This window comes from Streptomyces violaceusniger Tu 4113 (genome assembly GCF_000147815.2).
In the GTDB taxonomy this organism is placed as follows: domain Bacteria; phylum Actinomycetota; class Actinomycetes; order Streptomycetales; family Streptomycetaceae; genus Streptomyces; species Streptomyces violaceusniger_A.
Genome location: NC_015957.1, coordinates 10,194,152 through 10,218,493 on the forward strand (window position 1 = coordinate 10,194,152; position 24,342 = coordinate 10,218,493).

Below are 24,342 nucleotides of genomic sequence, written 5' to 3' on the forward strand. Positions count from 1 at the left end.
TCGTCCGCTGTTCCGGCCGTGTCCGCGATTACGAAAACGCCGCTTTACCAGCCGGCGGACTCGGCGACTACCTCGTAGACACCCTTGAGGTGCACCATCCGGGGAAGTTCCGACTGGTCGATGGTGACGTGGAATTCCTTCTCGAGATTCGCGAGAATTTCGATGGAACGCAGCGAGTCAGCCGAGTGGTCCTCCTTGAAGAGGCTGGTCTCCGTAACCTCGTCCTCTTCGATCTCCAGAACGTCGCAGACGATCTCCTTGATCTTCTGCACCCGCTCCTCGTGCACCGAACTCATGATGGATCCCCCACTTTCGAACAAGGCCGACCCGCAGGCCGTTTCCATTTCGGACTCGGATCTTTCTATGGCACCCCGCCATACCGCGCAATGCCCACTGCATAAAGCTGCCACAACCCGGTCGGCAGACCTGCCCGCTACCCGGATTCCCGCTCAACGGCGGTTATTTATCGGCGCTTCCACCAGAACTATCCGCGCGGCCGGAACCGCGCAACAGCCGGTACAGGAAGCTGCCAGCGAAGCGTTCTCATCCGCCGCCATCCCCTGATCAGGGGCTCGGTTCCGTGATCGGTTCGCACGGTGTGTCCGGGCCCCTGATCTCCTCCCCCGGCATGCCGCGGCGGGTGCGCGGAGCACCACGGGCGCGCCGAAGGGAGACACCGGCGGTCGTTCGGGGGATGACCACCGCCGGAGTCGGATCTCCCGCCGTCCACGTACTGGACACGGGGTGTTCCGCCAACTGACTGGATTTCTATCCGAGTCCGTTGATCTTCCACAATGGCGCTAACAGGAAGGTGCCAGCGCATGGCCCGCCCCGGCCGCGGGCCGGCGGAACACCATGACACCATCGGTCGGTGATCGAGCTCGGCTACTCCCTCTCCCACCGCTTCCCGGACCCGCCGCAGACGGACTACCGGAGCGCACCGGTCCAGGCCCTGCGCCACGACCTGTTCTGCGGCGATGTCTACCTGGCGGACACCGCGGCCGACCGTGAACTGTCCACCGCCTGGGGATGGTTGCCGGTGCTGGACTTCGCCTGGGCGCTGTGCGACATCGTCGAACTGCTCGACCGGGATCCGCGCGGCAGCCGCTCCGCCACCCCCGTCCACGCGGAACTCGACTTCACCGAATCCACCGACCGGTTGCGCTTCGAGCGGCGCTTCGGCTGGGTGGACATCACCGCCGACTGGGCACCGGCCACGGAACCACCGCTGAATTTCTCCCATACCGCGCTGCGCCGCGAGGCCCGGGACTTCCTGCACGATCTGATCGCGGATCTGGTGGATCTGCACGACGGGCTCGCGGACAACCCCGCCATCTGGAATCTGCAGGCCCGTTTCCCGCGCGTCTAGCCGGACGCCGTACGGCCCGCCGAACCGTCTATCACCGGCCTATAGCCACGGACCTCCTTGGGAATAGGCCAACCATAGGCGGGCATTCCATCCTGGTCCCGCGGACATGGATGCCGGTCCGCACGAACCAGGGAGGTGCAGTGGAAAACGTATCGACCACTGAGATTCCGGCCGGGGTGGAACTCGATTTCACGGCCTGGCTGCGGCACCTGGAACGCCGGGACCTCAGCGATCCGGCGGACTTCGCCGCGGTCGTCAGGGAGCTGGCGCTCGACCCGCACCGCACGGAGTACGCCGAGTACATCGGGTCCCGGCAGTCGCTGATGAGCGACGCCGGAGCCCGCTGGGCCAGCCTGGTGGCCATGCTCATCAACGCCGTCCACAGCACCATGGCGGACACGTCCTGAGGCGTGTGCGCCGGATCGGCCACGCGCATCGGCCACGCGCATCGGCCGGGGCCCGGCGACCGCCAAGGATCGCCCGGGGCCCGGCCCGGTGAAGCCCCGAAGGCCCGGCCGGATCAGCCCGTACCGTCCGCCGGCGGCTGCGGCCCCGGGCCCCGGCCACCCCGCTGCTCACGGGCGAACAGCCGCACCAACGGGCGGTAGCGGTACCGCAGTTGATCCCCGTCGGCGATGATGTCCAGCAGGCGGACCTCCGAGATCGACTCCAGCACGTCCTCGGTCCGCCCCTCCGGCCACCGCAGCTCCACGGCCGCCTGACGCGCGGTGAACGCGGAGCCCTCCTCCTGGTGCGCCAGCACCCGGAACGCGTACCGGGCCGTCGGCGCCAGCCGGGCGTGACAGCGGCTCAGGGTCGCCCGCACATCGAGGCTGCCCAGGGACAGCTCGCCCAGCCGCCGGTCCGCGGGGGCCAGCCGGTCCGCCAGATGCGTCAGCCGCCACTGCGGATACGCCGCCAGCCGCGCCGCGCAGATCCGCAGCGCCAGCGGAAGCCCGTCGCACCGCGCCACGATCCGTTCGGCCGCCTCCGGCTCCGCCGCCACCCTCCCGGGCCCCGCGAGCGCCGCCAGCAGCAGCCGCCCCTCCGCGGCGTCCAGCGGATCCAGCCGCACCAGGCGCACCCCCTCCACCGAGGTGAGCGAGGAGTGGCCGGTGATCAGGGTGCGGCAGCCGTCGCCGTTCACCAGCAGCGGGCGCACCTGCCGGTCCTCGACCGCGTTGTCCAGCACCACCAGCGCCCGGCGGCCGTCCAGCCGGCTGCGGTAGAGCTGCGCCCGTTCGTCCAGGGCGGCGGGCAGATCGTGATGCCCTGCGCCGAGCGACCGCAGGAACCAGCCGAGCACATCCAGCGGATCCTTGGGCCCGCCGTCCTCCTCCCGCAGATCGGCGTAGAGCTGCCCGTGCGGGAAGTCCTCACGGCACCGGTGCGCGGCGTGCACCGCCAGCGCCGAGGTGCCCGTCCCCGGAGCTCCGGTCAGCACCGTCGCCCCGCCGCGCCCGGGGGCCCGCAGCGCGTCCGACACGACCGCGAGCTGCTCGGCGCGCCCGCTCAGATCGCCGATGTCGGTCGGCAGCATGGCCGGCACCAGGCCGGCCCAGATGTCCCCGGCCATCGACTCGGGTCCGGGGACGCCCGCCCGCCCCGCCTTGTGCAGCCGCACCCGGACCGGCTCCGGGGCGGCGGGGCCGGGCAGATCGCCGCGCAGCACGCCGTGATGGACATGGCGCAGCCCCGCGCCGGGGTCCATCCCGAGCTCGTCGCGCAGCACCCGCCGTCCGCGCTCGTAGACCGCCAGCGCGTCCGCCCGCCGGTCACACCGGTACAGGGCGGTCATCAACTGGCCGCGCAGCGCCTCCCGCAGCGGATGCTCGGCCACCAGCCGGGTCAGTTCGGGTACGGACCGGGCGTGCCGGCCCAGCGCCAGCTCCGCCTCGATACGGTGCTCCACCGCGCTGATCCGGGCCTCCTCCAGCCGCGGCAGCTCCGTCTCCTCCAGGAAGCCGGTCACATCCGACAGGGCGGGCCCCCGCCACAGCGCCAGGGCGGTGTGCAGCCGCTCGGCGGCGTCCGCGTACCGGCCGTCGGCGAGTTCCCCGCGCCCCTGCTCGGCCAGGCGCTGGAACTCCTCCCAGTCGAACCGGGCCCCGCTGTGGTCCATCGTGTATCCCGGGCCCCGGCGGGCCAGATGGAGCCAGGGGGCGCAGCGTTTGCGCAGCCGCGAGATATGGGTGTAGAGCTGCGCGGTCATCGTGACCGGCGGATTGCGTCCCCACAGCAGCTCGCTGAGCCGGTCGTCCGAGACCACCCGGCCGCCGGAGAGCAGCAGGGCGGCCAGCACGGTCCGCTGTTTGGCGCCGTCGACGGGCAGCAGCCGCCCGTCCACGCGCACCTCCACCGGTCCGAGGATCCCGAACTCCACCTGCCGCACTGCTGCCTCCCCACGGCCTCGGTGTCGTTCGGCCCGACCACCCCCGCCCTCGTCCCGCCCCGCCGTCCGCGAGGCGTCAGCAACCTGACAACTCGGCGATCCGCACCGCCGCGTCGATCGCCTCACAGCCGAGCTGATGCCCCGGATTGCGGCCCACCCGGCTGATCGGCCCGGAGAGCGACAGCGCCGCGATCACCCGCCCGTCCGGGGAGCGCACCGGCGCCGCGACGGTCGCCGTGTCCGGCTCCCAGCCCCCGACGCTCTGCGCCCAGCCCCGCCGCCGTACGCCGGAGAGCATGGCCGCGGTGAACCGGGCCCCGCGCAGCGCCTCGTACAGCACCTCCGGCTCCTCCCACGCGAGCAGCACCTGGGCCACCGCCCCGGACTTCATGGGAAACGCGGTGCCCACCGGCATCGGCTCACCGCCCAGCCCCTCGGAGGAGGCCACACAGATCCGCATCCGGCCGCGGCGCCGGTGGAGCCGGGCGCTCGCCCCGGTCCGGGCGCTCACCTGCGCCAGCACCGGGCCCGCCTCGGCCTTCAGCCGGTCCTGGCGGGCCTCGACGACCATGTCGCCCAGCCGGGGGCCGAGGGCGAAGTGCCCGTGCCCGTCGCGGGCGACCAGTCCCAGCCGCTCCAGGGCCAGCACCAGCCGGTGCGCGGTGGGCCGTTTCAGACCGGTGTCGGAGACCAGCCGGGCCAGTGTGGCCGGGCCGCCCTCCAACACGCCCAGCAGCAGCGACGCCTTGTCGAGCACGCCCACTCCGCTCAGCAGCGGCGGTGAGGTCATCGTCGAGTGGGCCATGAGCTCAGCCCAGATGCTCGGCGAGCGCGCGGACGACGGCGTCGCGCTGCTCCACCAGGTAGAAGTGGTGCCCCGGCAGCACCCGCAGGTCGAAGCCCGCCGGTGCCACCTCGCCCCAGGCGGCCATGTCCTCCGCGGTGATGTGCGGGTCGCCGTCCCCGACATGGGCCACCACCGGGCAGCTGACCGGCGCCGCGGCACGGGGGCCGTACGTCCCGACCGCCTTGAAGTCCGCCCGGAGCGCGGGCAGCACCACCTCGCGCAGATCCGGGTCGTCCAGCAGCGCGCCATCGGTGCCGCCGAGCCCCCGCACCTCCTCCAGCAGCGCCTCGTCGCCGCCCAGGTAGGTGGTGTGGGGCGTCAGCTTGTGCGGGGCCTTCCGGCTGGAGACGAAGAGCGCCTGGAGGCGGATGCCGTACCGGCTCTCCAGCCGCAGCGCGACCTCGTACCCCACGGACGCGCCCATGCTGTGGCCGAAGAGGGTCAACGGCACGTCCGCGAAGGGCAGCAGGGCCGCGGTGACCTCGTCGGCGAGGTCCTCGATGCGGTCGATGCCCGGTTCGACGAGCCGCTCCTGCCGGCCCGGATAGCGCGTGGCGAGTACTTCCACGCCGTAGTCGAAGGCGGTCCCCCAGCCGTGGAAGAACCCGGCGGAACCCCCCGCGTGCGGCAGGCAGACCAGCCGCCTGCGCGGCGCCGCCTCGGTCCCGTATCTGCGGAACCACTTGCTGTCGATGCCGACGGCCATCGTCTCCACGCACCTCCTCGTCATCGTCGGCCGATCCCCCGTCGCCCTGGTGACCCGCCCGCATTCCTTGCGGCCAGTTCTAGCCGCGCCCCGACGCACCGGGCAACGGCCCGTCATGAAGCTGCCGTGGGCGGCTGAAAAAAATGCGATGGCGTATCACCGTCGCTCGCCGGGGGATTGCGAGATGAGCAGACCGAGTTCCGCGGCGCGCACCCCGGCCTGAAATCGTGAATTCGCCCCGAGTAACGCCATGATCTCCGCGACATATCTGCGGTAAGTGCGTACGGACATGGCGAGTTCCCGGGCCGCGACCTCATCGGTCACCCCGGCCCGTAACCGCTCGAGTATCTGCTGGGCGATATCCGCCCGCGTCTTGTCGCCGAATTCGATGCGGTCGGAGACCTCGACCGCGTTGCGCCACACCCCGTCGAAGAGCGCGACCAGCGGCTGGATGACACCGGGGGCGCGGACCACCGAGGCCCGGCGGCCGGCCACCGACGCGGCGCACACCAGCGCGTGCTCGTTGTCGGCGATCACGGCCACCAGGGCGGGGATCCGGGCCACCCGGGTCCGTACCCGCGGTTCGGCGGCATGCGCCGAGACGAACCGCCAGTCGAGCGTCGAGGGCGTGCACAGCAGCCGCACCCGGGAGCTCTTCCGCGCCGCACCGGACAGCAGCGCGGTCAGGGCCTCGTGGACCGCGTCGGAGTACGCGGACTCCGCGGCGAGCACCACATCGACGCGCGTAGTGGCATTGGTGACCAGCCGCGCCGCCGTCTCGACGGCGTCCTCATGGGCGTCGATGACGTCCACCAAGGAGTCGCGGTGCAGTTGGTTGCGGCGTCTGTCCACCGTGGACGCCAGGAGCGCGCTGACTTCCAGCAGCTCCCGTTCGAATTCATCGGCGGCCTCGACCGGAACGAGGTCGACCTCTCGACGGCTGCTGCCCGAAGCGCTCTCGGACATCCCGGATGGCACACCACTCACCCCCGTGTGAGTTCTTCATCGCGTATCAAGCGCGGAACACCCACTCGTGTCCGCCCAGCGGCGCGGCCCGACCCGCGCCGCGCCGCACCGCGCCGCTCAACAGGTCACTCGGCCGTCGACAGCAGACCCAGCTCGACCGCCCGCACCCCCGCCTGGAACCGGGAATTGGCCCCCAACGCCCGCATGATCTCCGCGACATGGCGCCGGTAGGTGCGCAACGAGACGTCGACCTCACGGGCCGCGACATCGTCGGTGTAGCCCTTGCAGAGCCGCTCCAGGATGCGCCGGGCCGACTCGGTACGCAGCCGCTCGCTGATCCAGCGGTGCTCCGCGGGGCGCACCGCGCCCGACCACGCACCGGCGAACAGCAGATCCAGGGCCCGGACGGACGCCGTGTCCTCGATGACCGACACCACATCCCCTCCCCCGCGCTCCGCGGAGGACCGGACCATCGCCACGCCGCCGTCCACGATCAGCATCTCCATGACCGCGTCGACGACCTTGACCTGCGTGTTCACACCGCTTTCCATGGCGGCCCGGATCGCCGGGTCGGAAAGCGAACCGGGCGTGCACAGCAGCCGCACCGGAATGCGCTCATGGTCCGGCCCGTTCAGCCGGCGCAGCGCCGAGAGCATGACCTCGGCCCGGTCGCCGCCGGCGGGGAGCGCGATGCTGATGCCGTGCCGGGCCCGGTCGACGAGCGCCTCCACGGCGTTCGCGACGGCCGCGTCATTCCCCTTCATCGTCACCACGGCGTGCCGGGCCACGGTGCGACGGTGCAGATTCACCGTCGATTCGATCAATTTACGGGCCTGGAGCAGTGCCTGCACCACACCGTCACGCCCCGGTTCGGGGCCGCCGGCTCCCGAAGCCGCGCTTATCGCCGCCTGTTCCCGCGCTCTCGCGGAAACAGGCGCCATCGCCAAACCTGCCACGCTTATTACCCCCGTTATGACACAACGATCACCAGCGGACCTCGGACCGGTAGGTCCAGGATGCGGCTGGGAGGTTGAAGTGAGTGACCATCCCCCTGAATGGCCAGGTATGTCCCGTCGATAAAGGTTGAAAGGCGGAACACTTCAATCATCGATGCGCGGCCGACAGTAGTTCCCACTCCTACGCCAGTCAATGCATCCGAGTTGGCCCGGAAAGAGCAGGTGGGCCGCCCCGTTAACGCCCCCCTCGGCCCCGCCGCGCGAACCCCTGAAGTTGTCAGCTAGCTGTAGTGCAACCCCCGAGCTCCGGCGCCCCCACCGTCGCGATCATCACTGTACGCATCGGTCAGGAGGCTTTCAGCGAGCGTCCCGGGTCGTTTCTGTCCTGTTACTGCCAGCGAACATAGGGAATCGGAGAACGACTCCGACGAGCCGCGAACCAGCGGGTCATACCACTCCAAACCCATGTGGCGATCATCCACATGAGGAGTTCCTCATTCCTGGGTGACGGCCGCCACAATCCGGACCGAAGTAGCGATTGCAGCACGCGTCAGGCCGCGGCGCAGACGCCCTTCATGCTGTCGATCAACGCGAGCACCGCACGTGCGGACGGAAGAATCATGCGACCTTCCCTGGTGAGCTGCGCACCGGTGGAGTCGCGAGTGAAAAGCTTGGTGCCCAGCATCTGCTCGAGGCACTTGATTTGGTAGCTGATGGCCGGTTGTGAATAGCCGAGCGCCTTGGCCGCTTGATCCATACGCCCTATCTCGGCGATGGATACGAAAGCGCGGAACTCCCGCTCATGCATTTTGCCCCCTGTCCGGCGACCACCGACCGGTGGCCGTCGAGAACCCGTCGCCAAGAACGCACGGGTTATCCGATCCGTCGAGACCATATCAACGTACTCAATCTCGGAAGGCAACATCCGGTGCAGGAAGCTGCAATACGACGGGCCGCGAAGACTTCACAAGAGCGGAACATGCTGCAACACCGGAGGTGAAGAACCCGGCCCCGAGGAAAGTTCACCCCACGTTCACCGCACACGGCGCGAGTGCCTGAACGCCCGCACGGAGCCCCCCGGGAGGTGCCGCCGCCCGTCCGGCCGCGGGCGGCCACCGCGACACCGGCCGTCCGAGCGGGCCGCGGTGGCGGTGCCGGCAGCGGCTCGGCACGGGTCACGGCTGACACGCTCCACCGTCACGAAAGCCCGCCATCGTCGATGGCGGGCTTTCGTCATTCAGCCGTGGATGTCCAACGCCCCGGAGGGCAGGCCATCCGGAGCTTCTTCCCTGCTGGGACTCAGGGTGCCGGTGCCGCTGCGGGAGGACGCGAGGCCGTTCGTCCGGGACTACCGGGCCATCCCGCATCAACTGACGCTGGGCGCCACGCTGTCGGGGAAGGCGGCGGAGCTGCTGCCTCTGCTTGTTGGGCCGACATCGCCCCCGAAGCGGTCGGCGCCGCCTTCGCGATGTACGGACTGATCGGGTCTCCGACGTCCAGCGGATCCCAAGAGAAGTAGGAAGCGCCCCAGGCGAGGAAGATCAACACCAGGGCAGTCAGCTCAGCGCCGACCAGGACACACCCGCTACACCCGCTTGGGGTTCGCTCAGCCACCTGTCCAGCCCATCACGACCCGCACGGGAGGCACATGAGTACCTGTACTCAGGACCGTTCTCGCCACAACTGACGCGAAAGCTACCCTCGAACTGGGCTCCGACGCTTGATGTCACCTGTAGATGTCAAAAGCCCCGGACGGCAGACCGTCCGAGGCTTCTTCCCTGCTCAGGTAGAGAGCCGACTGTCGGGTTCGAACCGACGACCTTCGCTTTACAAGAGCGGTGCTCTACCAGCTGAGCTAAGTCGGCATCCCCTGCAGTGTACCCGCCCCCGGGGCGTGATCCGTTCGAAAATTCCCGGGGCCTGCCTAGAGACAGGGCCGCCCTGTCCGGTATAGCGTCACGCCAATCCACCTCCGGTGGACTAGACCCCTCCTTTACTCGGATCGTCCGGCACGTTCCTGCCGGTGAAGGGACAGATCACCATGGCCACGGTCACGTACGACAAGGCAACCCGGGTGTACCCGGGCACTGAGAAGCCCGCTGTCGATCAGCTCGACATCGCCATCGAGGACGGCGAGTTCCTCGTCCTCGTCGGCCCCTCCGGCTGCGGTAAGTCGACCTCCCTGCGGATGCTCGCGGGGCTGGAGGACGTCAACGGCGGGACCATCCGGATCGGTGACCGGGACGTCACCCACCTGCCGCCGAAGGACCGGGACATCGCCATGGTGTTCCAGAACTATGCGCTGTACCCGCACATGTCCGTCGCCCAGAACATGGGCTTCGCGCTCAAGATCGCCGGCGTCAACAAGACCGAGATCCGGCAGAAGGTCGAGGACGCGGCGAAGATCCTCGACCTCACCGAGTACCTGGAGCGCAAGCCGAAGGCGCTGTCCGGTGGTCAGCGGCAGCGTGTGGCGATGGGCCGGGCGATCGTCCGGGAGCCGCAGGTGTTCCTCATGGACGAGCCGCTGTCCAACCTGGACGCCAAGCTCCGTGTGCAGACGCGTACGCAGATCGCCAGCCTGCAGCGGCGGCTCGGGATCACCACGGTGTACGTCACGCACGACCAGGTCGAGGCCATGACCATGGGCGACCGGGTGGCGGTGCTGAAGGACGGCCTGCTGCAGCAGGTCGACTCGCCCCGCAACATGTACGACCGCCCCGTCAACCTCTTCGTCGCGGGCTTCATCGGCTCGCCGGCGATGAACCTCGTCGAGGTGCCGATCACCGACGGCGGTGTGAAGTTCGGCAACAGCGTCGTCCCGGTCTCGCGTGAGGCGCTGAGCGCCGCGGCCGACAAGGGCGACCGCACGGTCACCGTGGGCGTCCGGCCCGAGCACTTCGACCTGGTCGAGCAGAACGGCGGCGCCGCCAAGGCCCTCACCAAGGCGTCCGACGACGCCCCGGCCGGTCTCGCCGTCACCGTCAACGTCGTCGAGGAGCTCGGCGCCGACGGCTATGTCTACGGCGCCGCCGAGGTCGGCGGCGAGGACAAGGACCTGGTCGTCCGCGTGAACGGGCGCCAGGTGCCGGAGAAGGGCGCGCAGTTGCACGTCGTGCCGCGGCCGGGTGAGATGCACGTCTTCTCGACCTCCACCGGGGAGCGGCTCAGCGACTGAGGCCGCCGGCCCGTCAGTCGTTCCGACGGCGCCGTTCGTCCGCTCCACGCGGACGGGCGGCGCCGTCGCGTTGTGCGGGGGCGGTTGTTTGGGTTGTGCGAGGGCGGTTGTCGGGTTGTGCGGGGGCTGGTTGTTGCGTTGTTGCGTTGTCGATAAATTCCCTGACATTTCGACCATTTCGACCTTGGGCGTCAACCCTCCAACCACGAAGGGTGGTTTTCCATCACCCAGCCTGGTGACGGAATGTCGCCAAATCGTCGCTCCTCGCTACGATCACCACGTACCGCAGTCCCGTACCACCCACCCGCGAGGAACTACCCCGTGAACACCGCAGCCCGCCGCATCGGCAGAACGCTCGCTCTCGTCCTCCCCGTCGTGCTCGTCCTCTCCGGCACCCTCGCGGTCACCCGCGTCCCCTGGGCCTCGCCGAGCGCCGAGTCGCAGATCCTCACCACCTCCTCCGACCGGGCGTCCACCCACGCCACCCACCGGGCCCCGCATGAGCTGCTGCGCGACCGGCTGCTCGCCGAGCTCCAGGAGAAAAACCCCTCCGTGGCGCTCACCCACCTCCAGGCCGCGACGGCCGAACGGCCCTCGCTCGCCCAGCACTGCGCCTCCATCGCCCGTGCGCTCGGCCGCGCCGCGGTCGCCAAGTACGGCGGCGTGAGCCGCGCCCAGGCGTACGCCCGGCCCGTCTGCGACACCTCGTTCGCGTCCGGTATCACCCAGGCGTACCGCTGACCGCGTCACCCGTCCCGCCGAGGCCGCGCGGCTCCCGCCGTGGCCCGTACCTCCCATGCTCGTCCCGCTCTTGCCGCCGTTCCCGCTCCGACTCCGCCTGCGGCGGTCCTCCCACCGCATATGGTGCGGTTCATGAGCGATGACGACGAGCGCGGACCCGGGCATCCCCACCAGAGCGCGCGCCCCACACAAGCCGTCGTCCTGGCCGGAGGCCAGGGCTCACGGCTGCGTCCGTACACCGACGACCGCCCCAAGCCGATGGTCGAGATCCCGGGCACCGGGACCCCGATCATCGGCCATCAACTGGCCTGGCTGGCCGCCGAGGGCGTCACCGACGCCGTGGTCTCCTGCGGCCACCTCGCCGCCGTCCTCCAGGACTGGCTGGAGACGGCGGACCTGCCGCTGCGGGTGCGGACCGTCGTCGAGAAGGAGCCGCTGGGTCGCGGCGGCGGCCTGAAGTTCGCCGCCGCGCGGCTCCCCGAGCCCGACCAGCCCTGGTACGCCACCAACGGCGACATCTGGACCCGCTTCTCGCTCCGCGACATGGCGGACTTCCACGACGAACGCGGGGCCACCGCCACGCTTGCCCTCGCCCGGCCGCGCATTCCGTGGGGCGCGGTGGAGACCAACGAGTTCGGGCATGTCCTGGACTTCATCGAGTCGCCGCCCTCGCCGTATCTCATCAACGCGGGCGTCTACGTCTTCTCCGCCTCCTTCACCGCGCTGCTGCCCGACCGCGGCGACCATGAGCGCACCACCTTCCCGCGCCTGGCGCGGGAACGGCGGCTGGCGGGCTTCCCACTGCCCCAGGGCGCGTACTGGCGGGCCATCGACACCGCCAAGGACCTGACCGAAGCCGCCAAGGAACTCGCCTCGGGCCCCCCACCTCACGGCCACGGCCCCTTCGACACAGCCCCGGTGCCACACGGCTGAGCGGCCGTGCGCGGGGGTGGGGCGAGGGCTCCCGGTGCTGGGGGCTCCGGTGCCCGGGCGCACTCGGGCCCCGGCCCAGGCTCAGCCGAGGAGGCCGCCCAAGGCGGCCTCGTCGGCGGCCGGGTCGCTGTAGCTCGACGTGTTGTCCTCCGGCGGGCCGCCCTCGGCGCCGCCCGCGGACATCCCTCCCCCGGCGCCGCCCAGCGACGACGGGCCCGCCGTCGGGGCGAGGGGGTGGCGCGGGGAGCGGGGGGTGGTGCTCAGGCCCGGGCGCGACCGCGATCCGTCGCTGGGGCGGCCGGACGTGCCGGACGCCGGGCCCGCCGCACTCGGCACCCCGGAGGAGGACGTCGACGCCGACGCGGACGGCTTGGGGCGGTGCGGCAGCCGCTCACGCGGCGACGGCGCACCGGCCGATCCGCCGCCCGTACCCATCGGCCCGCGCTGCCCGCCGCGCGGGCTCTCCACGGACTTGCTGGGCAGCGGCGAGCCGGGCAGGTTGTTCGTCGGCATATCGCTCGGCTCCGGCGCCTTCACGACCTCCGAGGACCGTACGGCGGTGCCCAGCATCGAGCCCACCAGCAGCGTCAGCCCGGCGACCACCATCGCCATCACACCGCCGCGGCGCAGCACCCGGCGCCGGAGCTCCCACAGCTCGGCCCGGGGGCCGAGCCGCCGCCATGCCTCGCCGGCGAGCCGGGCGTCCGCCGAATAGACCGGCGCGCCCGCGATGACCAGCGGGCTCCAGGCGGCGAGGTAGATGATGTCGGGCGCGTCGTAGACCGGCACCGTACGCCAGCTCACGGTGAGGATCAGCGCGGCGGACAGCAGCGCGCCGAACGAGGCGGCCAGCCGCTGCCACAGCCCGAGCACGGTGAGCACCCCGACCACGATCTGCAGGAACGCCACGGTCAGCCCGGCGCCCACCGGATGCTCCAGCGCCAGATCGCGCAGCGGCTCCGCGAACGGCCAGGGGTGCAGCGCGCGCAGCCAGGTGACCATCGAACCGCGCTCGCCGCCGTCGAAGTAGACGGGGTCGGAGAGCTTGCCCATCCCCGCGTAGACGGAGATGAAGCCGAGGAAGATGCGCAGTGGGAGCAGGACGACGCCGAGGTTCATCCGGCGCCCGGGGTAGTAGGCGTGGCGTACGGACTCGGAGTGGCGGCGCGGGCTCGGCACCGTGGCGCTCCGCGGCCCGGGCCCGTCGCCGTCGATGGCGTCCGGCCGTCCGGAGGGCGCGCCGCGCCGCTCCGCCCCGGCCGCCCGCGCCACCGCGCTCGCCCCGCCCGCCTCGGCCGGGCCGTCCGCGCCCGGACGGCGCCGCCCGCCGGACGACCGGGGCGCGTTCTCCGTACGGGGGCTGCGCGGGCCGATGACCGTGGGGGTGTCGTCGTCGAAGGCGATCCGCGGCAGCACCTGCGTGGCGCCCACGTCCTCGGCGCCCTCCCCGGACCGGGAACGGCCCAGAGCATCGGACAGATGGTCCGAGAGGCCGTCGGACAGACTGTCGGTCAATCCCTCGGCGGAGTACCGCACGGCCTGCAGCAGCCGGGTCGCCGCGGTGTCCCCGCCGGGGCGGGTGCGGCCGCTCCACACCACGGGCGGCCGACGCCGGCCCGGGGCAGGGACGCGGGTGAGCCGGGCCGTGTTCGCCAGCGCGCTGCTGACGACCGGGGCGCTGAGCTGCACCCGGAAGCTCGGGGCATTGACGGCGACCTGCGCGGGATCGCATGGCACCTTGGCCATGGTCAGCTGTGGCTCGTCGTCGAATCCCCCCGCGCTTCCCGCCATGGGCGAAGGCATGCGGGCTTTTCTGGTCTCCACGCCCAACTAACCGAGCGACGGACGGGAAAGACACTGCCGGGGACGTCCCGATCTGTCCGAGGCCCGTCAAGATCATCGGCCGCAGACCCTGCCCGGGCCAGGGCACCCACGCCCCGACCCACGACCGAACCGTGCGCGCCTTACTGCTGCGGCGGGCCTGTTCCCCGGCCGGACGAGCCTGCTCCACGGCTGGAGCAAGCCGACGGCACCCCTGCCAGGGCCCGGCCGCATCAAGCAGACCGCACCCCTTGCCGGGGGCCCGCCCCAAGGGCCAGGCGCCAAGGCCCCGCGCCAACCGCCCGCCGCCTACGCCCGGCGCCGAGCCGCTTCGTAGAGGACGACGCCCGCCGCCACGCCCGCGTTGAGCGACTCCGCGCCGCCCGGCATCGGAATCCGCACCCGCAGATCGCAGGTCTCGCCCACCAGCCGCGAGAGCCCCTTCCCCTCGCTGCCGACGACGATCACGAGCGGGCCGTCCAGCGCCTCGACGTCCTGCAGTTCGACCTCGCCGTCCGCGGCCAGCCCGACCACCGTCAGACCCGCCTTCTGGTAAGCCTCCAGCGTCCGGGTGAGGTTGGTCGCGCGGGCGACCGGGGTGCGGGCGGCGGTGCCCGCGGAGGTCTTCCAGGCGCCTGCGGTCATCCCGGCCGCGCGCCGCTCCGGTACGACCACGCCATGGCCGCCGAAGGCGGACACCGAGCGGACCACCGCGCCCAGGTTGCGCGGGTCCGTGACGCCGTCGAGGGCGACGATCAGCGGGTCCTCGCCCTCGTCGAAGGCGGCGGCGCTCAGGTCCTCGGGGTGGGCGTACTCGTACGGCGGGACCTGGAGCACCACACCCTGGTGGTTCAGGCCGTTCGTCATCCGGTCGAGCTCGGGCTTGGGCGCTTCCATGAGGTGGATGCCGCCACGGTCGGCGGCCAGCTTCAGCGCCTCGCGCACCCGGTCGTCGCTGTCGATGAACTGCTGCACATAGAGGGTGTTCGCCGGAACGCCCTCGCGCAGCGCCTCGAAAACCGAGTTACGGCCCACCACCAGCTCGCTCGACCCCTTGCCGCCGCGGCGCGCGACGGGGCGCTTGGCCGCCTGGCGGGTGCGGGCGTTGGTGATCCGCTGCTTGGCGTGTCCCTTACGCATCTCGGCGGGCGGGGTCGGCCCCTTGCCCTCGAGGGAGCGACGCCGCTTGCCTCCGCTGCCGACCGTCGCACCCTTCTTGTTGCTGGTACGGCGGTTCCTGCGCTGGCTGTTGCCGGCCATGAATGGTCACCTGTCTCTTCACTGCTCAGCGCTGCTCAGCAAGCGGCTCGGACGCCGAACGTCACCCGTCTGTGAGGTCAAGGCGTCTGTGCGGTCATTTGTACGGTCCCAAGTGTGCCGCCCGGGACGCCGGGCGGCACAACACAGGAGGTCAGGGCCTCACAGGGGGCCAGAGCCTCAGCGCTGGCCCATCTCCCAGCGCGGTCCGGACGGGGTGTCCTCGATCACCAGACCCGACTGCTGGAGCTGATCGCGGATCGCGTCGGCCGTCGCGTAGTCCTTACGGGTCCGCGCGGCCTGCCGCTGCTCCAGGACCAGCCGGACGAGCGAGTCGACCACGCCGTGCAGATCCTCACCGCGGTCCGAACCGCCCGCCCAGTGCTCATCGAGCGGATCGAGGCCCAGCACGCCCAGCATGGCCCGCACCTCGGCGAGCCGGGCGACCGCCGCCTCCTTGTCGTCGGCGGTCAGGGCGGAGTTCCCCTGGCGGACGGTGGTGTGGACGACCGCGAGCGCCTGCGGCACCCCGAGGTCGTCGTCCATCGCCTCCGCGAAGGCCGGCGGCACCTCGGCCGCGGGCTCGACGGTCCCGGCCTTTTCCATCACGCGTTGGACGAAGCCCTCGATCCGCGCGAACGCCGACTCCGCCTCGCGCAGGGCCTCCTCGCTGTACTCGATCATCGACCGGTAGTGCGGGGTGCCCAGGTAGTAGCGGAGCACGATCGGACGCCAGCGCTTGACCATTTCGGAGACCAGCACCGAGTTGCCGAGCGACTTGCTCATCTTCTCGCCGCTCATGGTCACCCAGGCGTTGTGCGCCCAGTAGGCGGCGAAGTCGTCGCCGAACGCCTTGGCCTGCGCGATCTCGTTCTCGTGGTGCGGGAAGATCAGGTCGACGCCGCCACCGTGGATGTCGAAGGCGCGCCCGAGGTACTTGTGCGCCATCGCCGAGCACTCCAGGTGCCAGCCGGGACGGCCGCGCCCCCACGGGGTCTCCCAACTGGGCTCCCCCGGCTTCGCCGCCTTCCACATGGCGAAATCACGCGGGTCGCGCTTGCCGATCTCGCCCTCGCCGGAGGGCTGGCGCAGTCCGTCCAGATCCTGGTTGGAGAGCTTCAGATACTCGGGGAACGAGCGCACATCGAAGTAGACATTGCCCTCGGCGGCATAGGCATGACCCCGGTCGATCAGCTCCCGCATCATCTCGATCATCTCGGGGACATGACCGGTCGCCCGCGGCTCATAGGTCACGGGCAGGCAGCCGAGGATGTCGTACGCCTGATTGAAGGCGCGCTCGTTCTCGTAGCCGATCGCCCACCACGGCCGCTTCTGCTCCGCCGACTTCGCGATGATCTTGTCGTCGATGTCGGTGACATTGCGGATGAACGTCACGTCATAGCCGCGGTGGGCGAACCAGCGGCGCATGATGTCGAAGTTCAGCCCCGACCTGATGTGCCCGATGTGCGGGGCCGCCTGCACGGTCGCGCCGCACAGGTAGATCGAGACACAGCCCGGCCTGAGCGGGGTGAAGTCACGGATCTGCCGGGCGCTGGTGTCGTACAGGCGAATGGTCACGCATCAAGGGTAGTGGGAAGTGAACTGTGCCCCGTGCGCCTTCCCCGGCGGGGACACAGAAGCGTGACACTCGGGACGAAACCGGGGCGTGGGACGCGCAGGGCAGCGACCGAACGTCCCCGCCCTGCTACCGCCGGACCACCAGCGCCGTGGCGATCGCCGCGAGGCCCTCGGCGCGGCCGGTCAGACCCAGGCCGTCCGTGGTCGTACCGGACACCGAGACGGGGGCGCCCACCGCCGCCGTCAGCGCCTTCGTCGCCTCTTCGCGCCGCTTGCCGATCTTGGGGCGCACGCCGATCACCTGGATCGCCACATTGCCGATCTCGAAGCCCGCGTCCCGCACGATCCGGGCCGCCTCGGCGAGCAGCGTCGTCCCGGCGGCGCCGGACCACTCGGGGCGGTCGGTGCCGAAGTGGGCCCCGAGATCGCCGAGCCCGGCGGCGGAGAACAGCGCGTCACAGGCGGCGTGCGCGGCCACATCGCCGTCGGAGTGGCCGGCCAGTCCGTACTCTCCGTACTCATCGCCGTCCCACAGCAGCCCCGCGCACCACAGCTCACGGCCCTTCTCGAAGGCGTGCACATCCGTGCCGATGCCCACCAGGGGGAGCGCCACCGCGTCAGAAGCCATCGTTCGCCCTCCTGCGGGCCAGAACCGCCTCGGCCAGCACCAGATCCAGCGGCCGGGTCACCTTGAACGCCTCCTCATGGCCGGGGACGACCACGACCTCGACGCCGAACCGCTCCACCATGCCCGCGTCGTCCGTCGCGCCCTCGCCCTCCAGGGCGATCTTCTCGTGGGCGGCCACGAGCGTGGCGCGGTCGAAGCCCTGCGGGGTCTGGACGGCACGCAGCAGGGCGCGCTCGGGGGTGCCGACGACCGGCTCGGGCTCACCGGCCCGCTCCCCGGTGCGCGGCTCGACCTGCTTGACGGTGTCGGCCAGCGGCAGCGCCGGGACGACGGCGGGCGATCCGTCCCGTACGGCGGCGGCGACCGCGTCCACCGTGTCCACGGGCACCAGCGGCCGCGCCGCGTCGTGCACCAGCACGGTGGTGACGGTCTCGGGGACGGCGGCCAGCCCCTTGCGCACCGACTCCTGGCGGGTCTCGCCGCCGGGCACGACCACCACCTCGGTGGTGTCGGTGAGGCTGCCGCTCAGCGGATACGCGTCCAGCAGCCGCCGTACCTCGTCGGCGCCGTCCGGCGGGGCGACCACGACGACGAGGGAGACGGAGCGGGATCCGGCCATCGCCCGTACGGCGTGGACGAGCATGGGCGTGCCGCTCAGCGGGCGCAGCGCCTTGGGGGCGCCCGGGCCCAGCCGCACTCCGCGGCCCGCGGCGGGGATCACGGCGGCGGTGCGGGCGGGTCGGCCGGACGCGCCGGAGCCGCCGTGATCCGGGGTTGCGGACATTGAGTTGGCGTTCAGGTTTGCTTCCTCAGCCGAAATGGGTATGGCCACAGCGTGCCGGGCGCGATGGCCCGACCGGCCCCTTCCGTGACGACCGGTCGAGTTAGCTGCCCGGGCCCGGCACACCTTCCACCGCGCACCGTGGCGCGGCTGAGCGCACCGGCACAGAGGTGCGACGACCGGGGGCTCGCAAGAGATCACCGCGTGGAGATCACCTCGCAAGAGGTCAAGCGCGCGGAGATCACAGCGTCCGGTGCGTTGGCATGCCGGAGCGCCCGGCGACAGACGACTTAGCGGGAATCAGAGGTCTGAGTCACTCGGGCACCACGGCATTGATATTCAGGACGCGAGAACCTCGTCGAGCAGAGCCTCGGCCTTGTCCTCATTGGTGCTCTCGGCGAGCGCGAGCTCGCTCACCAGGATCTGGCGGGCCTTCGCGAGCATGCGCTTCTCACCGGCGGAGAGTCCGCGCTCACGCTCTCGGCGCCACAGATCACGCACGACCTCGGCCACCTTGATCACATCGCCGGAGGCGAGCTTCTCGAGATTTGCCTTGTAACGACGGGACCAGTTCGTCGGTTCTTCCGCATACGGTGCACGCAGCACCTCGAAGACCCGATCCAGCCCGTCCTGGCCGACCACATCACGCACACCGACGAACTCCGCATTGTCCGCCGGCACACGAACCGTCAGGTCACCCTGAGCGACCTTCAGCACCAAGTAGGTCTTGTCCACGCCTTTGATCTGGCGAGTTTCGATGGCCTCGATCAGCGCGGCCCCGTGATGGGGATAGACCACGGTGTCGCCAACCTTGAACGTCATGTGACAGGTACCCCTTCCGTGGCTATCCAGGGTAACACGGGAACGCCTTCTTCTGAATGGCGTTTTCGCAGGTCAGGGCATATCTCGGGGCTTGACAAGTGCGACCGCAACGTGCTGCACGAGGCGTGCGGAACCGGGTATTCGCAGGTGGGAGCCGCTGTCCGGGTACGCGGAAACCCGCCCGTTACGCACCCGAAGAAGCCCGGACGAGTGGCCGTACGTCCCGTTTTGCCGGAGTCCAGTCGATGGACTTCCGCTACTCCGTTCGGATCAGGAGCGAGCGATCCGGCCCCGATTCGCGAATTGATCACACAGAGCGCATCAAGTCTGTGATCAATTCTCGGACATGCATGGATTCCTTACCGATAATCTCCGGCGCGAACGGCCGAGCCGATATTCGGGACTTCAGGACGGCGCCGTACGGACCTCGTACAGACCTCGTAACGCACGCCGGAACCGGCAGCGCACGGGTGCGCAGCCCGGGGCCGAGCGCCTTGGGGCGGGTCGGGTGCGGGCCGAAGAGGGCGGATCGGTAATCTAAGCGCGCTGATCCAATCTTTACCTCGTCCACCTCGTCCACCTCGTCCTAGGAGATGCCGCCGCCGTGAGCAGCAGCCTTCGACGCGGCGCCCTCGCCGCAGCCGCCATCGTGGTCTCGGTCGCCCCGCTCTCCGCCTGCGGAGCCGGGAATGACGCACAGACGCTGGAGGTCAAGCCCGACAACGCCGCGACCGCTGTCGGCGATATCAAGATCCAGAACGCCACGGTGGTGACCCAGCCTGACCGCACGGCGAAGGGCCCGGCCGTCGTCACCGGCCGGCTCTTCAACAACGGCAAGCGGGACCAGACCGTCAAGGCCATCACCCTCCCCGGCACCAGTGCGCGGGTGAAGCTCAGCCCGGCCAAGGGCAAGACCGGCCCGGTCGTCGTCCCGGCCGGCGGCTCGGTGGCCTTCGGCGGCAAGGGCAATGCCTCCGCCGTCATCAGCGACGGGCGCGAGGCCGCCCAGGACGGCAACGCGGAGCGGGTCGTCTTCGACCTCAGCTCGACCGGCAATATCCCGATCACCGCGTTCGTGGTCCCGGCGAGGAGCTACTTCAAGGGCTGGGGCCCGTCCGAGCTGCCGACCGCGAAGCCGTCGGGCTCGGCGACGCCCAGCGGCAAGCCGAGCGGTACGCCCAGTGGCAAGCCCAGCGGCACCGGCACCCCGTCCGGCTCGGCGAGCGGCCAGCCGGGCTCCGACCAGAGCAGCGGCGCCCCGAACGGCATCGCGACGGGCGAGCCGAACCCGAACGGCGGCGGTCACTGAGACCGGCCACCGGGGCCGGTCACTGAGACCGGCCCCGGTACATGCGCGAGGGCGGCCCTGGAGCTTTCCAGGGCCGCCCTCGCGCATGGGTCCGGCTCTACGGCATTCCCGCGTGCGCCCCTCGCACCGCTCGGCCCTGGCGGGCCTCACGGGCTTCGGGACGCTGTGCCGGACTCCGTCCGGCGGCCCCGGAGGCCCAGGGCCGGTTTACGGCTCGAACTTGTAGCCCAGACCCCGCACCGTCACCAGGTACCGAGGCGCACCCGGGTCGGGCTCGATCTTGGCCCGGAGTCGCTTGACGTGGACGTCGAGCGTCTTGGTGTCGCCCACATAGTCCGCGCCCCAGACGCGGTCGATGAGCTGCATCCGGGTCAGCACCCGGCCCGCGTTGCGCAGCAACATCTCCAGCAGGTCGAACTCCTTCAGCGGGAGGTCCACCTTGCCGCCGCCGACCGTGACCACATGCCGGTCCACGTCCATCCGGACCGGACCGGCCTCCAGGGCGGCGGGGGTGATCTCCTCCGGCTCACCGCGGCGGCGCAGCACGGCTCTGATCCGGGCGACCAGCTCACGTGAGGAGAAGGGCTTGGTCACATAGTCGTCGGCGCCTATCTCCAGCCCGACCACCTTGTCGATCTCGCTGTCCTTGGCGGTCACCATGATCACCGGGACATTGGACCGTCCGCGAAGCTGGCGGCAGACCTCCGTACCGGGCAGGCCCGGCAGCATCAGGTCGAGCAGCACCAGGTCGGCGCCGTTGCGCTCGAACTCGTCGAGGCCCTCGGGCCCCGTCGTCGCGATCGCGACCTCGAATCCCTCCTTGCGAAGCATGTACGACAGCGCGTCGCTGAACGATTCCTCGTCCTCGACGACCAGAACTCGGGTCACGGAAGGACCTCCGGGGCAGAGAGTGGTTCATTGGTGAAGGTCTCGTACGGCCGGCCATGGTCCTCGCCATCGAGGTCTGCTCCGGTGTCGTACGACTCGCTCGACTCGCTCGGCTGGCTCCTCGAGCGGTCCCGGTCCCGTGCCGCTCCGGCTTCCGGGAGTCTCAGGGTGAAGGTGGAGCCCTGTCCTTCGGCGCTCCACACGGTGACCTCCCCGCCGTGCGAGGCGGCCACATGTTTGACGATGGCGAGACCGAGCCCGGTCCCGCCGGTCTGCCGCGAGCGGGCCGGATCGACCCGGTAGAAGCGCTCGAAGATCCGCTCGCGGTCCTTCTCGGAGATGCCTATGCCCTGGTCGGTCACGGCGACCTCGATCAGGTCCCCGCCGGTGGCGGGGATGCGGCGGGCGGCGATGCCGACGCGGGTACGCGCCGGGCTGTAGTTGACCGCGTTCTCGACGAGATTGCCGAGCGCGGCGGCGAGCTGGCCGCGGTTGCCCCATACGTGCAGGTCGGCGGTGCCGCCCGTGGCCATCGTGATCTGCTTGGTGCCCGCCTGGTGGCGGCACCGGTCGATGGCCTCGGCGACGAGCTCGTCCACCCGGACCGGCTCGGCGTCCTCCAGCGGGTCGTCGTTCTGCACCCGGGAGAGGTCGATGAGCTCCTGGACGAGACTGGTCAGCCGGGTCGCCTCGACCTGCATCCGCCCGGCGAAGCGGTTGACCGCCTCCGGTTCGTCGGACGCGTCCATCACGGCCTCGGACAGCAGGGACAGGGCGCCGACCGGGGTCTTGAGCTCATGGCTGACGTTGGCGACGAAGTCGCGTCTGACGGCCTCGATCCGGCGGGCCTCGGTGAGGTCCTCCACGAGCAGCAGGACCAGCCGGGAGCCCAGCGGGGCCACTCTGGCGGACACCGCGAGCGCGTCCCCGCCCCGGCCGGTGCCGCGGCGCGGCAGATCGAGCTCGATCTGGCGGATCTCGCCGTCCCGCCGGGTGTCGCGGGCCATCGCCAGCATCGGCTCCACGGCCAGCTTGCCGCCGCGCACCAGGCCCAGCGCGTACGCGGCCGAGCTTGCCTTGACGACGGCGTCCGCTTCGTCGAGGACGACGGCCGAGGAACGCAGCACTGACAGGACGGTGTCGACGCCGGGCGGCAGCACGGCGTCGGTATGCAGTGAGGAGCGCGTAGGCTTCGCCTGTTCACGCTCGCTCCAGCGGAACGCCAGCATGGCGATGACGCCGGTGCACAACCCGGCGAGCGCCGCCACTGCGGCGATCGCCGCGTTCACGTTCATGCGTCCAAGGTTATGCGGGCGGCGAGACCACTCCACAGCCCCGTGACGATCCCCTTGGTCAGACGTTGCCGAGAGTTCACCGGGGCGTCGGTATCGGTTCACTCCGGACGTTTCGCCGGACGAGTGCCACACGGGGCGGCCGGGGCCACGTTGCCGAGAGTTCACCTGGGAGTTAGGTGTGATTAACGCCCGATGCCGGAAGCGGACGCGTTCCGGCCGGAGCGTGGAAGTGTGGGGCCTTCGAGGGCAATAGCCACGGAGATCTGCCAGAAACCTGTCAGAGATCGTCACCGAGAGTCAGTGAAAGAGGTCAGTGATGCGGGACGCGTACCACGAGGAGCTTGATTCGATCGGGGACGGCCTGGTCGACATGGCCCGGCTCGTCGGTTCGGCCATCGGCCGTGCCACCACTGCCATTCTCGACGCGGACCTCAAGCTCGCCGAGAGCGTCATCGCCGCCGATGAGAAGGTCGATAATCTGCAGCGGGATCTGGAGGGACGGGCGATAACCCTGCTGGCCCGGCAGCAGCCGGTCGCCACCGATCTGCGGATCGTGGTGACCAGCCTGCGGATGAGCGCCGATCTGGAGCGCTCCGGCGACCTCGCGCAGCATGTCGCCAAGCTGGCCCGGCTCCGTTTCCCGGAGTCGGCCGTGCCGCACGATCTGCACGCCACGATCCTCGAGATGGGCCAGCTCGCGCAGCGGCTGATGGCGAAGGCCGCCGAGGTCATCATCAGCAAGGACGTCGACCTCGCGCTTCAGCTCGAGCAGGACGACGACGCGATGGACCTGCTGCACCGCGCCCTCTTCCAGCACCTGATGGACGACCGCTGGAAGCACGGCATAGAGACCGCCGTGGACGTCACGCTGCTGGGCCGTTACTACGAGCGGTTCGCCGACCACGCGGTCTCCGTCGCCAAGCGCGTGGTCTACCTGGTCACCGGTGAGCACGCCGACGAGATGTCCCCGCAGGGAGACGTCGAAGGGGCGTGAGCGTCCGCGACGGCGTGCATCGAAGCGCCGTCGACGCGCCCCTGCGCGCGGCCGCCGGGTCGTCGGCACCATGAGGGGCAGGTGACGTGACCCCTCCCGAGGAGGCGACGCATGGCGGACCTCTCCAAGCCCGAACCCCCTCCGACCCAACCCGTCGGCCACCCTGTCGGCGCATGTGGCTGCGGATCGGGCTGCGGCTGCGGCTGCCAGTCCGGCGGCCCGTGCCAGTGCGGCGGCTGCTGCGGCTGACGGGTACGACCGTACGACCGGCAGGATCGGCGCGACCGCACGACCGCACGACCGGCATGACGGAGGGCCTGGGACCGGGTGACCGGTTCCAGGCCCTCTGCCGTCGGCCTCACCGGCCAGGCCCTCTGCCGTTCGGCCTCGTCGGCATGTGCCGCCCGAGGTGCGGTCGGCGCCGGATGCGGCGAGCCTGGTGCTATGGAGGACAAGACCCCGGCCCCGGCTCGCGTGGTGGTGGACGAACCGCTGGACGGCCGCCGTCGTGTGCTGATCGACGGCCAGGACGTCGGCGTGGTGGTGAGCGCGGACGAACTCCGGCGGCTCCTGCAGCGCGCGGGTGTGCTGGAAGAGAACGCGACCCTCGACAACCCCGAGCTGATCGAATGGAACGGCGGCGGCCCCGGCGACTGGCCCGCCGCGCCCAGATGACCTGACCCGCTCCCACGTCCGGCGCCGGTCCCTCCCCTCGTGGGGACCGGTGCCGAACCGTGGGGCGGTGGCGATCCGCGCCGTGCCGGTGCGGATCAGGTGCGAAGGCCGGACCCGTGGGCGATGCGACAGCCGTCCGGACGGGACCGGCTCCACGGATCTCTCGAACTCATACGACGAGCCCCGCGGCCGCCGTCTCGTGGCTC

23 protein-coding genes, 1 tRNA gene and 1 pseudogene are annotated in these 24,342 nt (G+C 70.7%); 9 read left to right on the forward strand and 16 right to left on the reverse strand.

Annotated elements, in window-relative coordinates; genetic code table 11:
• Positions 1–44 precede the first annotated feature (44 nt).
• On the reverse strand, positions 45–296 hold the full coding sequence (locus tag STRVI_RS41550; protein ID WP_014061562.1) for an acyl carrier protein: 252 nt from the start codon (positions 294–296) through the stop codon (positions 45–47).
• Positions 297–871: 575 nt separating this feature from the next.
• Between STRVI_RS41550 and STRVI_RS41555 the strand changes: the two genes are divergently transcribed.
• Both STRVI_RS41555 and STRVI_RS41560 read left to right on the forward strand, forming a co-directional pair.
• Positions 872–1,369: a hypothetical protein gene (locus tag STRVI_RS41555; RefSeq protein ID WP_014061563.1), complete on the forward strand. Its 498-nt coding sequence runs from the start codon at positions 872–874 to the stop codon at positions 1,367–1,369.
• A gap of 140 nt (positions 1,370–1,509) precedes the next feature.
• On the forward strand, positions 1,510–1,776 hold the full coding sequence (locus STRVI_RS41560) for a hypothetical protein (protein WP_014061564.1): 267 nt from the start codon (positions 1,510–1,512) through the stop codon (positions 1,774–1,776).
• A gap of 113 nt (positions 1,777–1,889) precedes the next feature.
• On the opposite strand, the gene STRVI_RS55805 is transcribed toward STRVI_RS41560, so the two are convergent.
• The 6 genes from STRVI_RS55805 to STRVI_RS41590 all read right to left on the reverse strand — a co-directional run bounded on the left by STRVI_RS55805 (position 1,890) and on the right by STRVI_RS41590 (position 8,044).
• Complete coding sequence (locus tag STRVI_RS55805) at positions 1,890–3,761, reverse strand: AfsR/SARP family transcriptional regulator (protein ID WP_014061565.1); 1,872 nt, start codon at positions 3,759–3,761, stop codon at positions 1,890–1,892.
• Positions 3,762–3,837: 76 nt separating this feature from the next.
• A complete protein-coding gene (locus STRVI_RS41570; RefSeq protein WP_014061566.1) occupies positions 3,838–4,566 on the reverse strand; it encodes an IclR family transcriptional regulator in 729 nt (242 codons plus the stop codon).
• Positions 4,567–4,570: 4 nt separating this feature from the next.
• Entirely contained in the window at positions 4,571–5,314 is a 744-nt protein-coding gene (locus tag STRVI_RS41575) for a thioesterase II family protein (RefSeq protein WP_014061567.1), read from the reverse strand.
• Between the two features lie 156 nt (positions 5,315–5,470).
• Complete coding sequence (locus STRVI_RS41580; RefSeq protein ID WP_014061568.1) at positions 5,471–6,280, reverse strand: regulatory protein LuxR; 810 nt, start codon at positions 6,278–6,280, stop codon at positions 5,471–5,473.
• A 125-nt stretch (positions 6,281–6,405) separates the two neighbouring features.
• Positions 6,406–7,134, reverse strand: a complete 729-nt coding sequence (locus tag STRVI_RS41585) for a helix-turn-helix transcriptional regulator (protein WP_050993861.1) — start codon at positions 7,132–7,134, stop codon at positions 6,406–6,408.
• A 652-nt stretch (positions 7,135–7,786) separates the two neighbouring features.
• On the reverse strand, positions 7,787–8,044 hold the full coding sequence (locus STRVI_RS41590) for a LysR family transcriptional regulator (RefSeq protein WP_014061570.1): 258 nt from the start codon (positions 8,042–8,044) through the stop codon (positions 7,787–7,789).
• 490 nt (positions 8,045–8,534) lie between these two features.
• Here STRVI_RS41590 and STRVI_RS56575 point away from each other — a divergent pair.
• Positions 8,535–8,666 (forward strand): annotated as a pseudogene (locus STRVI_RS56575) (FtsK/SpoIIIE domain-containing protein); the annotation flags it as partial.
• 362 nt (positions 8,667–9,028) lie between these two features.
• Here STRVI_RS56575 and STRVI_RS41595 read toward each other — a convergent pair.
• Positions 9,029–9,101: transfer RNA gene (locus STRVI_RS41595), tRNA-Thr, on the reverse strand.
• Positions 9,102–9,277: 176 nt separating this feature from the next.
• Between STRVI_RS41595 and STRVI_RS41600 the strand changes: the two genes are divergently transcribed.
• From STRVI_RS41600 to STRVI_RS41610, 3 genes are all read left to right on the forward strand, one after another.
• A complete protein-coding gene (locus STRVI_RS41600) occupies positions 9,278–10,414 on the forward strand; it encodes an ABC transporter ATP-binding protein (protein WP_014061571.1) in 1,137 nt (378 codons plus the stop codon).
• A 321-nt stretch (positions 10,415–10,735) separates the two neighbouring features.
• On the forward strand, positions 10,736–11,155 hold the full coding sequence (locus tag STRVI_RS41605) for a hypothetical protein (protein WP_014061572.1): 420 nt from the start codon (positions 10,736–10,738) through the stop codon (positions 11,153–11,155).
• Positions 11,156–11,287: 132 nt separating this feature from the next.
• On the forward strand, positions 11,288–12,088 hold the full coding sequence (locus tag STRVI_RS41610) for a nucleotidyltransferase family protein (protein WP_043241539.1): 801 nt from the start codon (positions 11,288–11,290) through the stop codon (positions 12,086–12,088).
• Positions 12,089–12,169: 81 nt separating this feature from the next.
• Here STRVI_RS41610 and STRVI_RS41615 read toward each other — a convergent pair whose 3' ends face one another.
• The 6 genes from STRVI_RS41615 to STRVI_RS41640 all read right to left on the reverse strand — a co-directional run bounded on the left by STRVI_RS41615 (position 12,170) and on the right by STRVI_RS41640 (position 18,975).
• Complete coding sequence (locus tag STRVI_RS41615) at positions 12,170–13,891, reverse strand: DoxX family protein (RefSeq protein WP_014061574.1); 1,722 nt, start codon at positions 13,889–13,891, stop codon at positions 12,170–12,172.
• Between the two features lie 327 nt (positions 13,892–14,218).
• Positions 14,219–15,169 (reverse strand): 23S rRNA (guanosine(2251)-2'-O)-methyltransferase RlmB, encoded by a 951-nt coding sequence (gene rlmB / locus STRVI_RS41620; protein WP_014061575.1) that lies wholly within the window; start codon positions 15,167–15,169, stop codon positions 14,219–14,221.
• A 177-nt stretch (positions 15,170–15,346) separates the two neighbouring features.
• Entirely contained in the window at positions 15,347–16,744 is a 1,398-nt protein-coding gene (cysS, locus tag STRVI_RS41625) for a cysteine--tRNA ligase (RefSeq protein WP_014061576.1), read from the reverse strand.
• Between the two features lie 127 nt (positions 16,745–16,871).
• Positions 16,872–17,372 carry a 2-C-methyl-D-erythritol 2,4-cyclodiphosphate synthase gene (gene ispF, locus STRVI_RS41630; RefSeq protein WP_014061577.1) on the reverse strand — a complete coding sequence of 167 codons (501 nt, stop codon included), beginning with the start codon at positions 17,370–17,372 and terminating at the stop codon, positions 16,872–16,874.
• Positions 17,362–18,156, reverse strand: a complete 795-nt coding sequence (gene ispD, locus STRVI_RS41635; protein WP_014061578.1) for a 2-C-methyl-D-erythritol 4-phosphate cytidylyltransferase — start codon at positions 18,154–18,156, stop codon at positions 17,362–17,364. The genes ispF and ispD overlap by 11 nt, the downstream gene beginning before the upstream one ends.
• 336 nt (positions 18,157–18,492) lie before the next feature.
• A complete protein-coding gene (locus tag STRVI_RS41640; RefSeq protein ID WP_009716930.1) occupies positions 18,493–18,975 on the reverse strand; it encodes a CarD family transcriptional regulator in 483 nt (160 codons plus the stop codon).
• Positions 18,976–19,579: 604 nt separating this feature from the next.
• On the opposite strand from STRVI_RS41640, the gene STRVI_RS41645 reads away from it, so the two are divergent.
• The gene (locus tag STRVI_RS41645) at positions 19,580–20,284 is read left to right on the forward strand and encodes a hypothetical protein (RefSeq protein ID WP_014061579.1); all 705 of its coding nucleotides are present in this window, start codon (positions 19,580–19,582) and stop codon (positions 20,282–20,284) included.
• A 207-nt stretch (positions 20,285–20,491) separates the two neighbouring features.
• Here STRVI_RS41645 and STRVI_RS41650 read toward each other — a convergent pair whose 3' ends face one another.
• Positions 20,492–21,172 (reverse strand): response regulator transcription factor, encoded by a 681-nt coding sequence (locus STRVI_RS41650; protein WP_014061580.1) that lies wholly within the window; start codon positions 21,170–21,172, stop codon positions 20,492–20,494.
• Positions 21,169–22,467, reverse strand: coding sequence for a sensor histidine kinase (locus tag STRVI_RS41655; RefSeq protein WP_014061581.1), 1,299 nt, complete (start codon positions 22,465–22,467; stop codon positions 21,169–21,171). Before STRVI_RS41655 ends, STRVI_RS41650 begins: the two co-directional genes overlap by 4 nt.
• Before the next feature lie 316 nt (positions 22,468–22,783).
• On the opposite strand from STRVI_RS41655, the gene phoU reads away from it, so the two are divergent.
• Together phoU and STRVI_RS41665 are read left to right on the forward strand one after the other, a co-directional pair.
• On the forward strand, positions 22,784–23,461 hold the full coding sequence (phoU, locus tag STRVI_RS41660) for a phosphate signaling complex protein PhoU (protein WP_014061582.1): 678 nt from the start codon (positions 22,784–22,786) through the stop codon (positions 23,459–23,461).
• Between the two features lie 444 nt (positions 23,462–23,905).
• Positions 23,906–24,136: a hypothetical protein gene (locus STRVI_RS41665; RefSeq protein WP_014061583.1), complete on the forward strand. Its 231-nt coding sequence runs from the start codon at positions 23,906–23,908 to the stop codon at positions 24,134–24,136.
• The last annotated feature ends 206 nt before the right edge of the window (positions 24,137–24,342 follow it).

Bases quoted from the DNA above. Each gene is read 5' to 3' on its own strand.
- STRVI_RS41550 (WP_014061562.1), bottom strand. From the start codon at position 296: ATGAGTTCGGTGCACGAGGAGCGGGTGCAGAAGATCAAGGAGATCGTC.
- STRVI_RS41570 (WP_014061566.1), bottom strand. From the start codon at position 4,566: ATGGCCCACTCGACGATGACCTCACCGCCGCTGCTGAGCGGAGTGGGC.
- STRVI_RS41575 (WP_014061567.1), bottom strand. From the start codon at position 5,314: ATGGCCGTCGGCATCGACAGCAAGTGGTTCCGCAGATACGGGACCGAG.
- STRVI_RS41580 (WP_014061568.1), bottom strand. From the start codon at position 6,280: ATGTCCGAGAGCGCTTCGGGCAGCAGCCGTCGAGAGGTCGACCTCGTT.
- STRVI_RS41590 (WP_014061570.1), bottom strand. From the start codon at position 8,044: ATGCATGAGCGGGAGTTCCGCGCTTTCGTATCCATCGCCGAGATAGGG.
- STRVI_RS41600 (WP_014061571.1), top strand. From the start codon at position 9,278: ATGGCCACGGTCACGTACGACAAGGCAACCCGGGTGTACCCGGGCACT.
- STRVI_RS41610 (WP_043241539.1), top strand. From the start codon at position 11,288: ATGAGCGATGACGACGAGCGCGGACCCGGGCATCCCCACCAGAGCGCG.
- STRVI_RS41615 (WP_014061574.1), bottom strand. From the start codon at position 13,891: ATGCCTTCGCCCATGGCGGGAAGCGCGGGGGGATTCGACGACGAGCCA.
- rlmB (WP_014061575.1), bottom strand. From the start codon at position 15,169: ATGGCCGGCAACAGCCAGCGCAGGAACCGCCGTACCAGCAACAAGAAG.
- ispF (WP_014061577.1), bottom strand. From the start codon at position 17,372: ATGGCTTCTGACGCGGTGGCGCTCCCCCTGGTGGGCATCGGCACGGAT.
- ispD (WP_014061578.1), bottom strand. From the start codon at position 18,156: ATGTCCGCAACCCCGGATCACGGCGGCTCCGGCGCGTCCGGCCGACCC.
- STRVI_RS41640 (WP_009716930.1), bottom strand. From the start codon at position 18,975: ATGACGTTCAAGGTTGGCGACACCGTGGTCTATCCCCATCACGGGGCC.
- STRVI_RS41655 (WP_014061581.1), bottom strand. From the start codon at position 22,467: ATGAACGTGAACGCGGCGATCGCCGCAGTGGCGGCGCTCGCCGGGTTG.
- phoU (WP_014061582.1), top strand. From the start codon at position 22,784: ATGCGGGACGCGTACCACGAGGAGCTTGATTCGATCGGGGACGGCCTG.
- STRVI_RS41665 (WP_014061583.1), top strand. From the start codon at position 23,906: ATGGAGGACAAGACCCCGGCCCCGGCTCGCGTGGTGGTGGACGAACCG.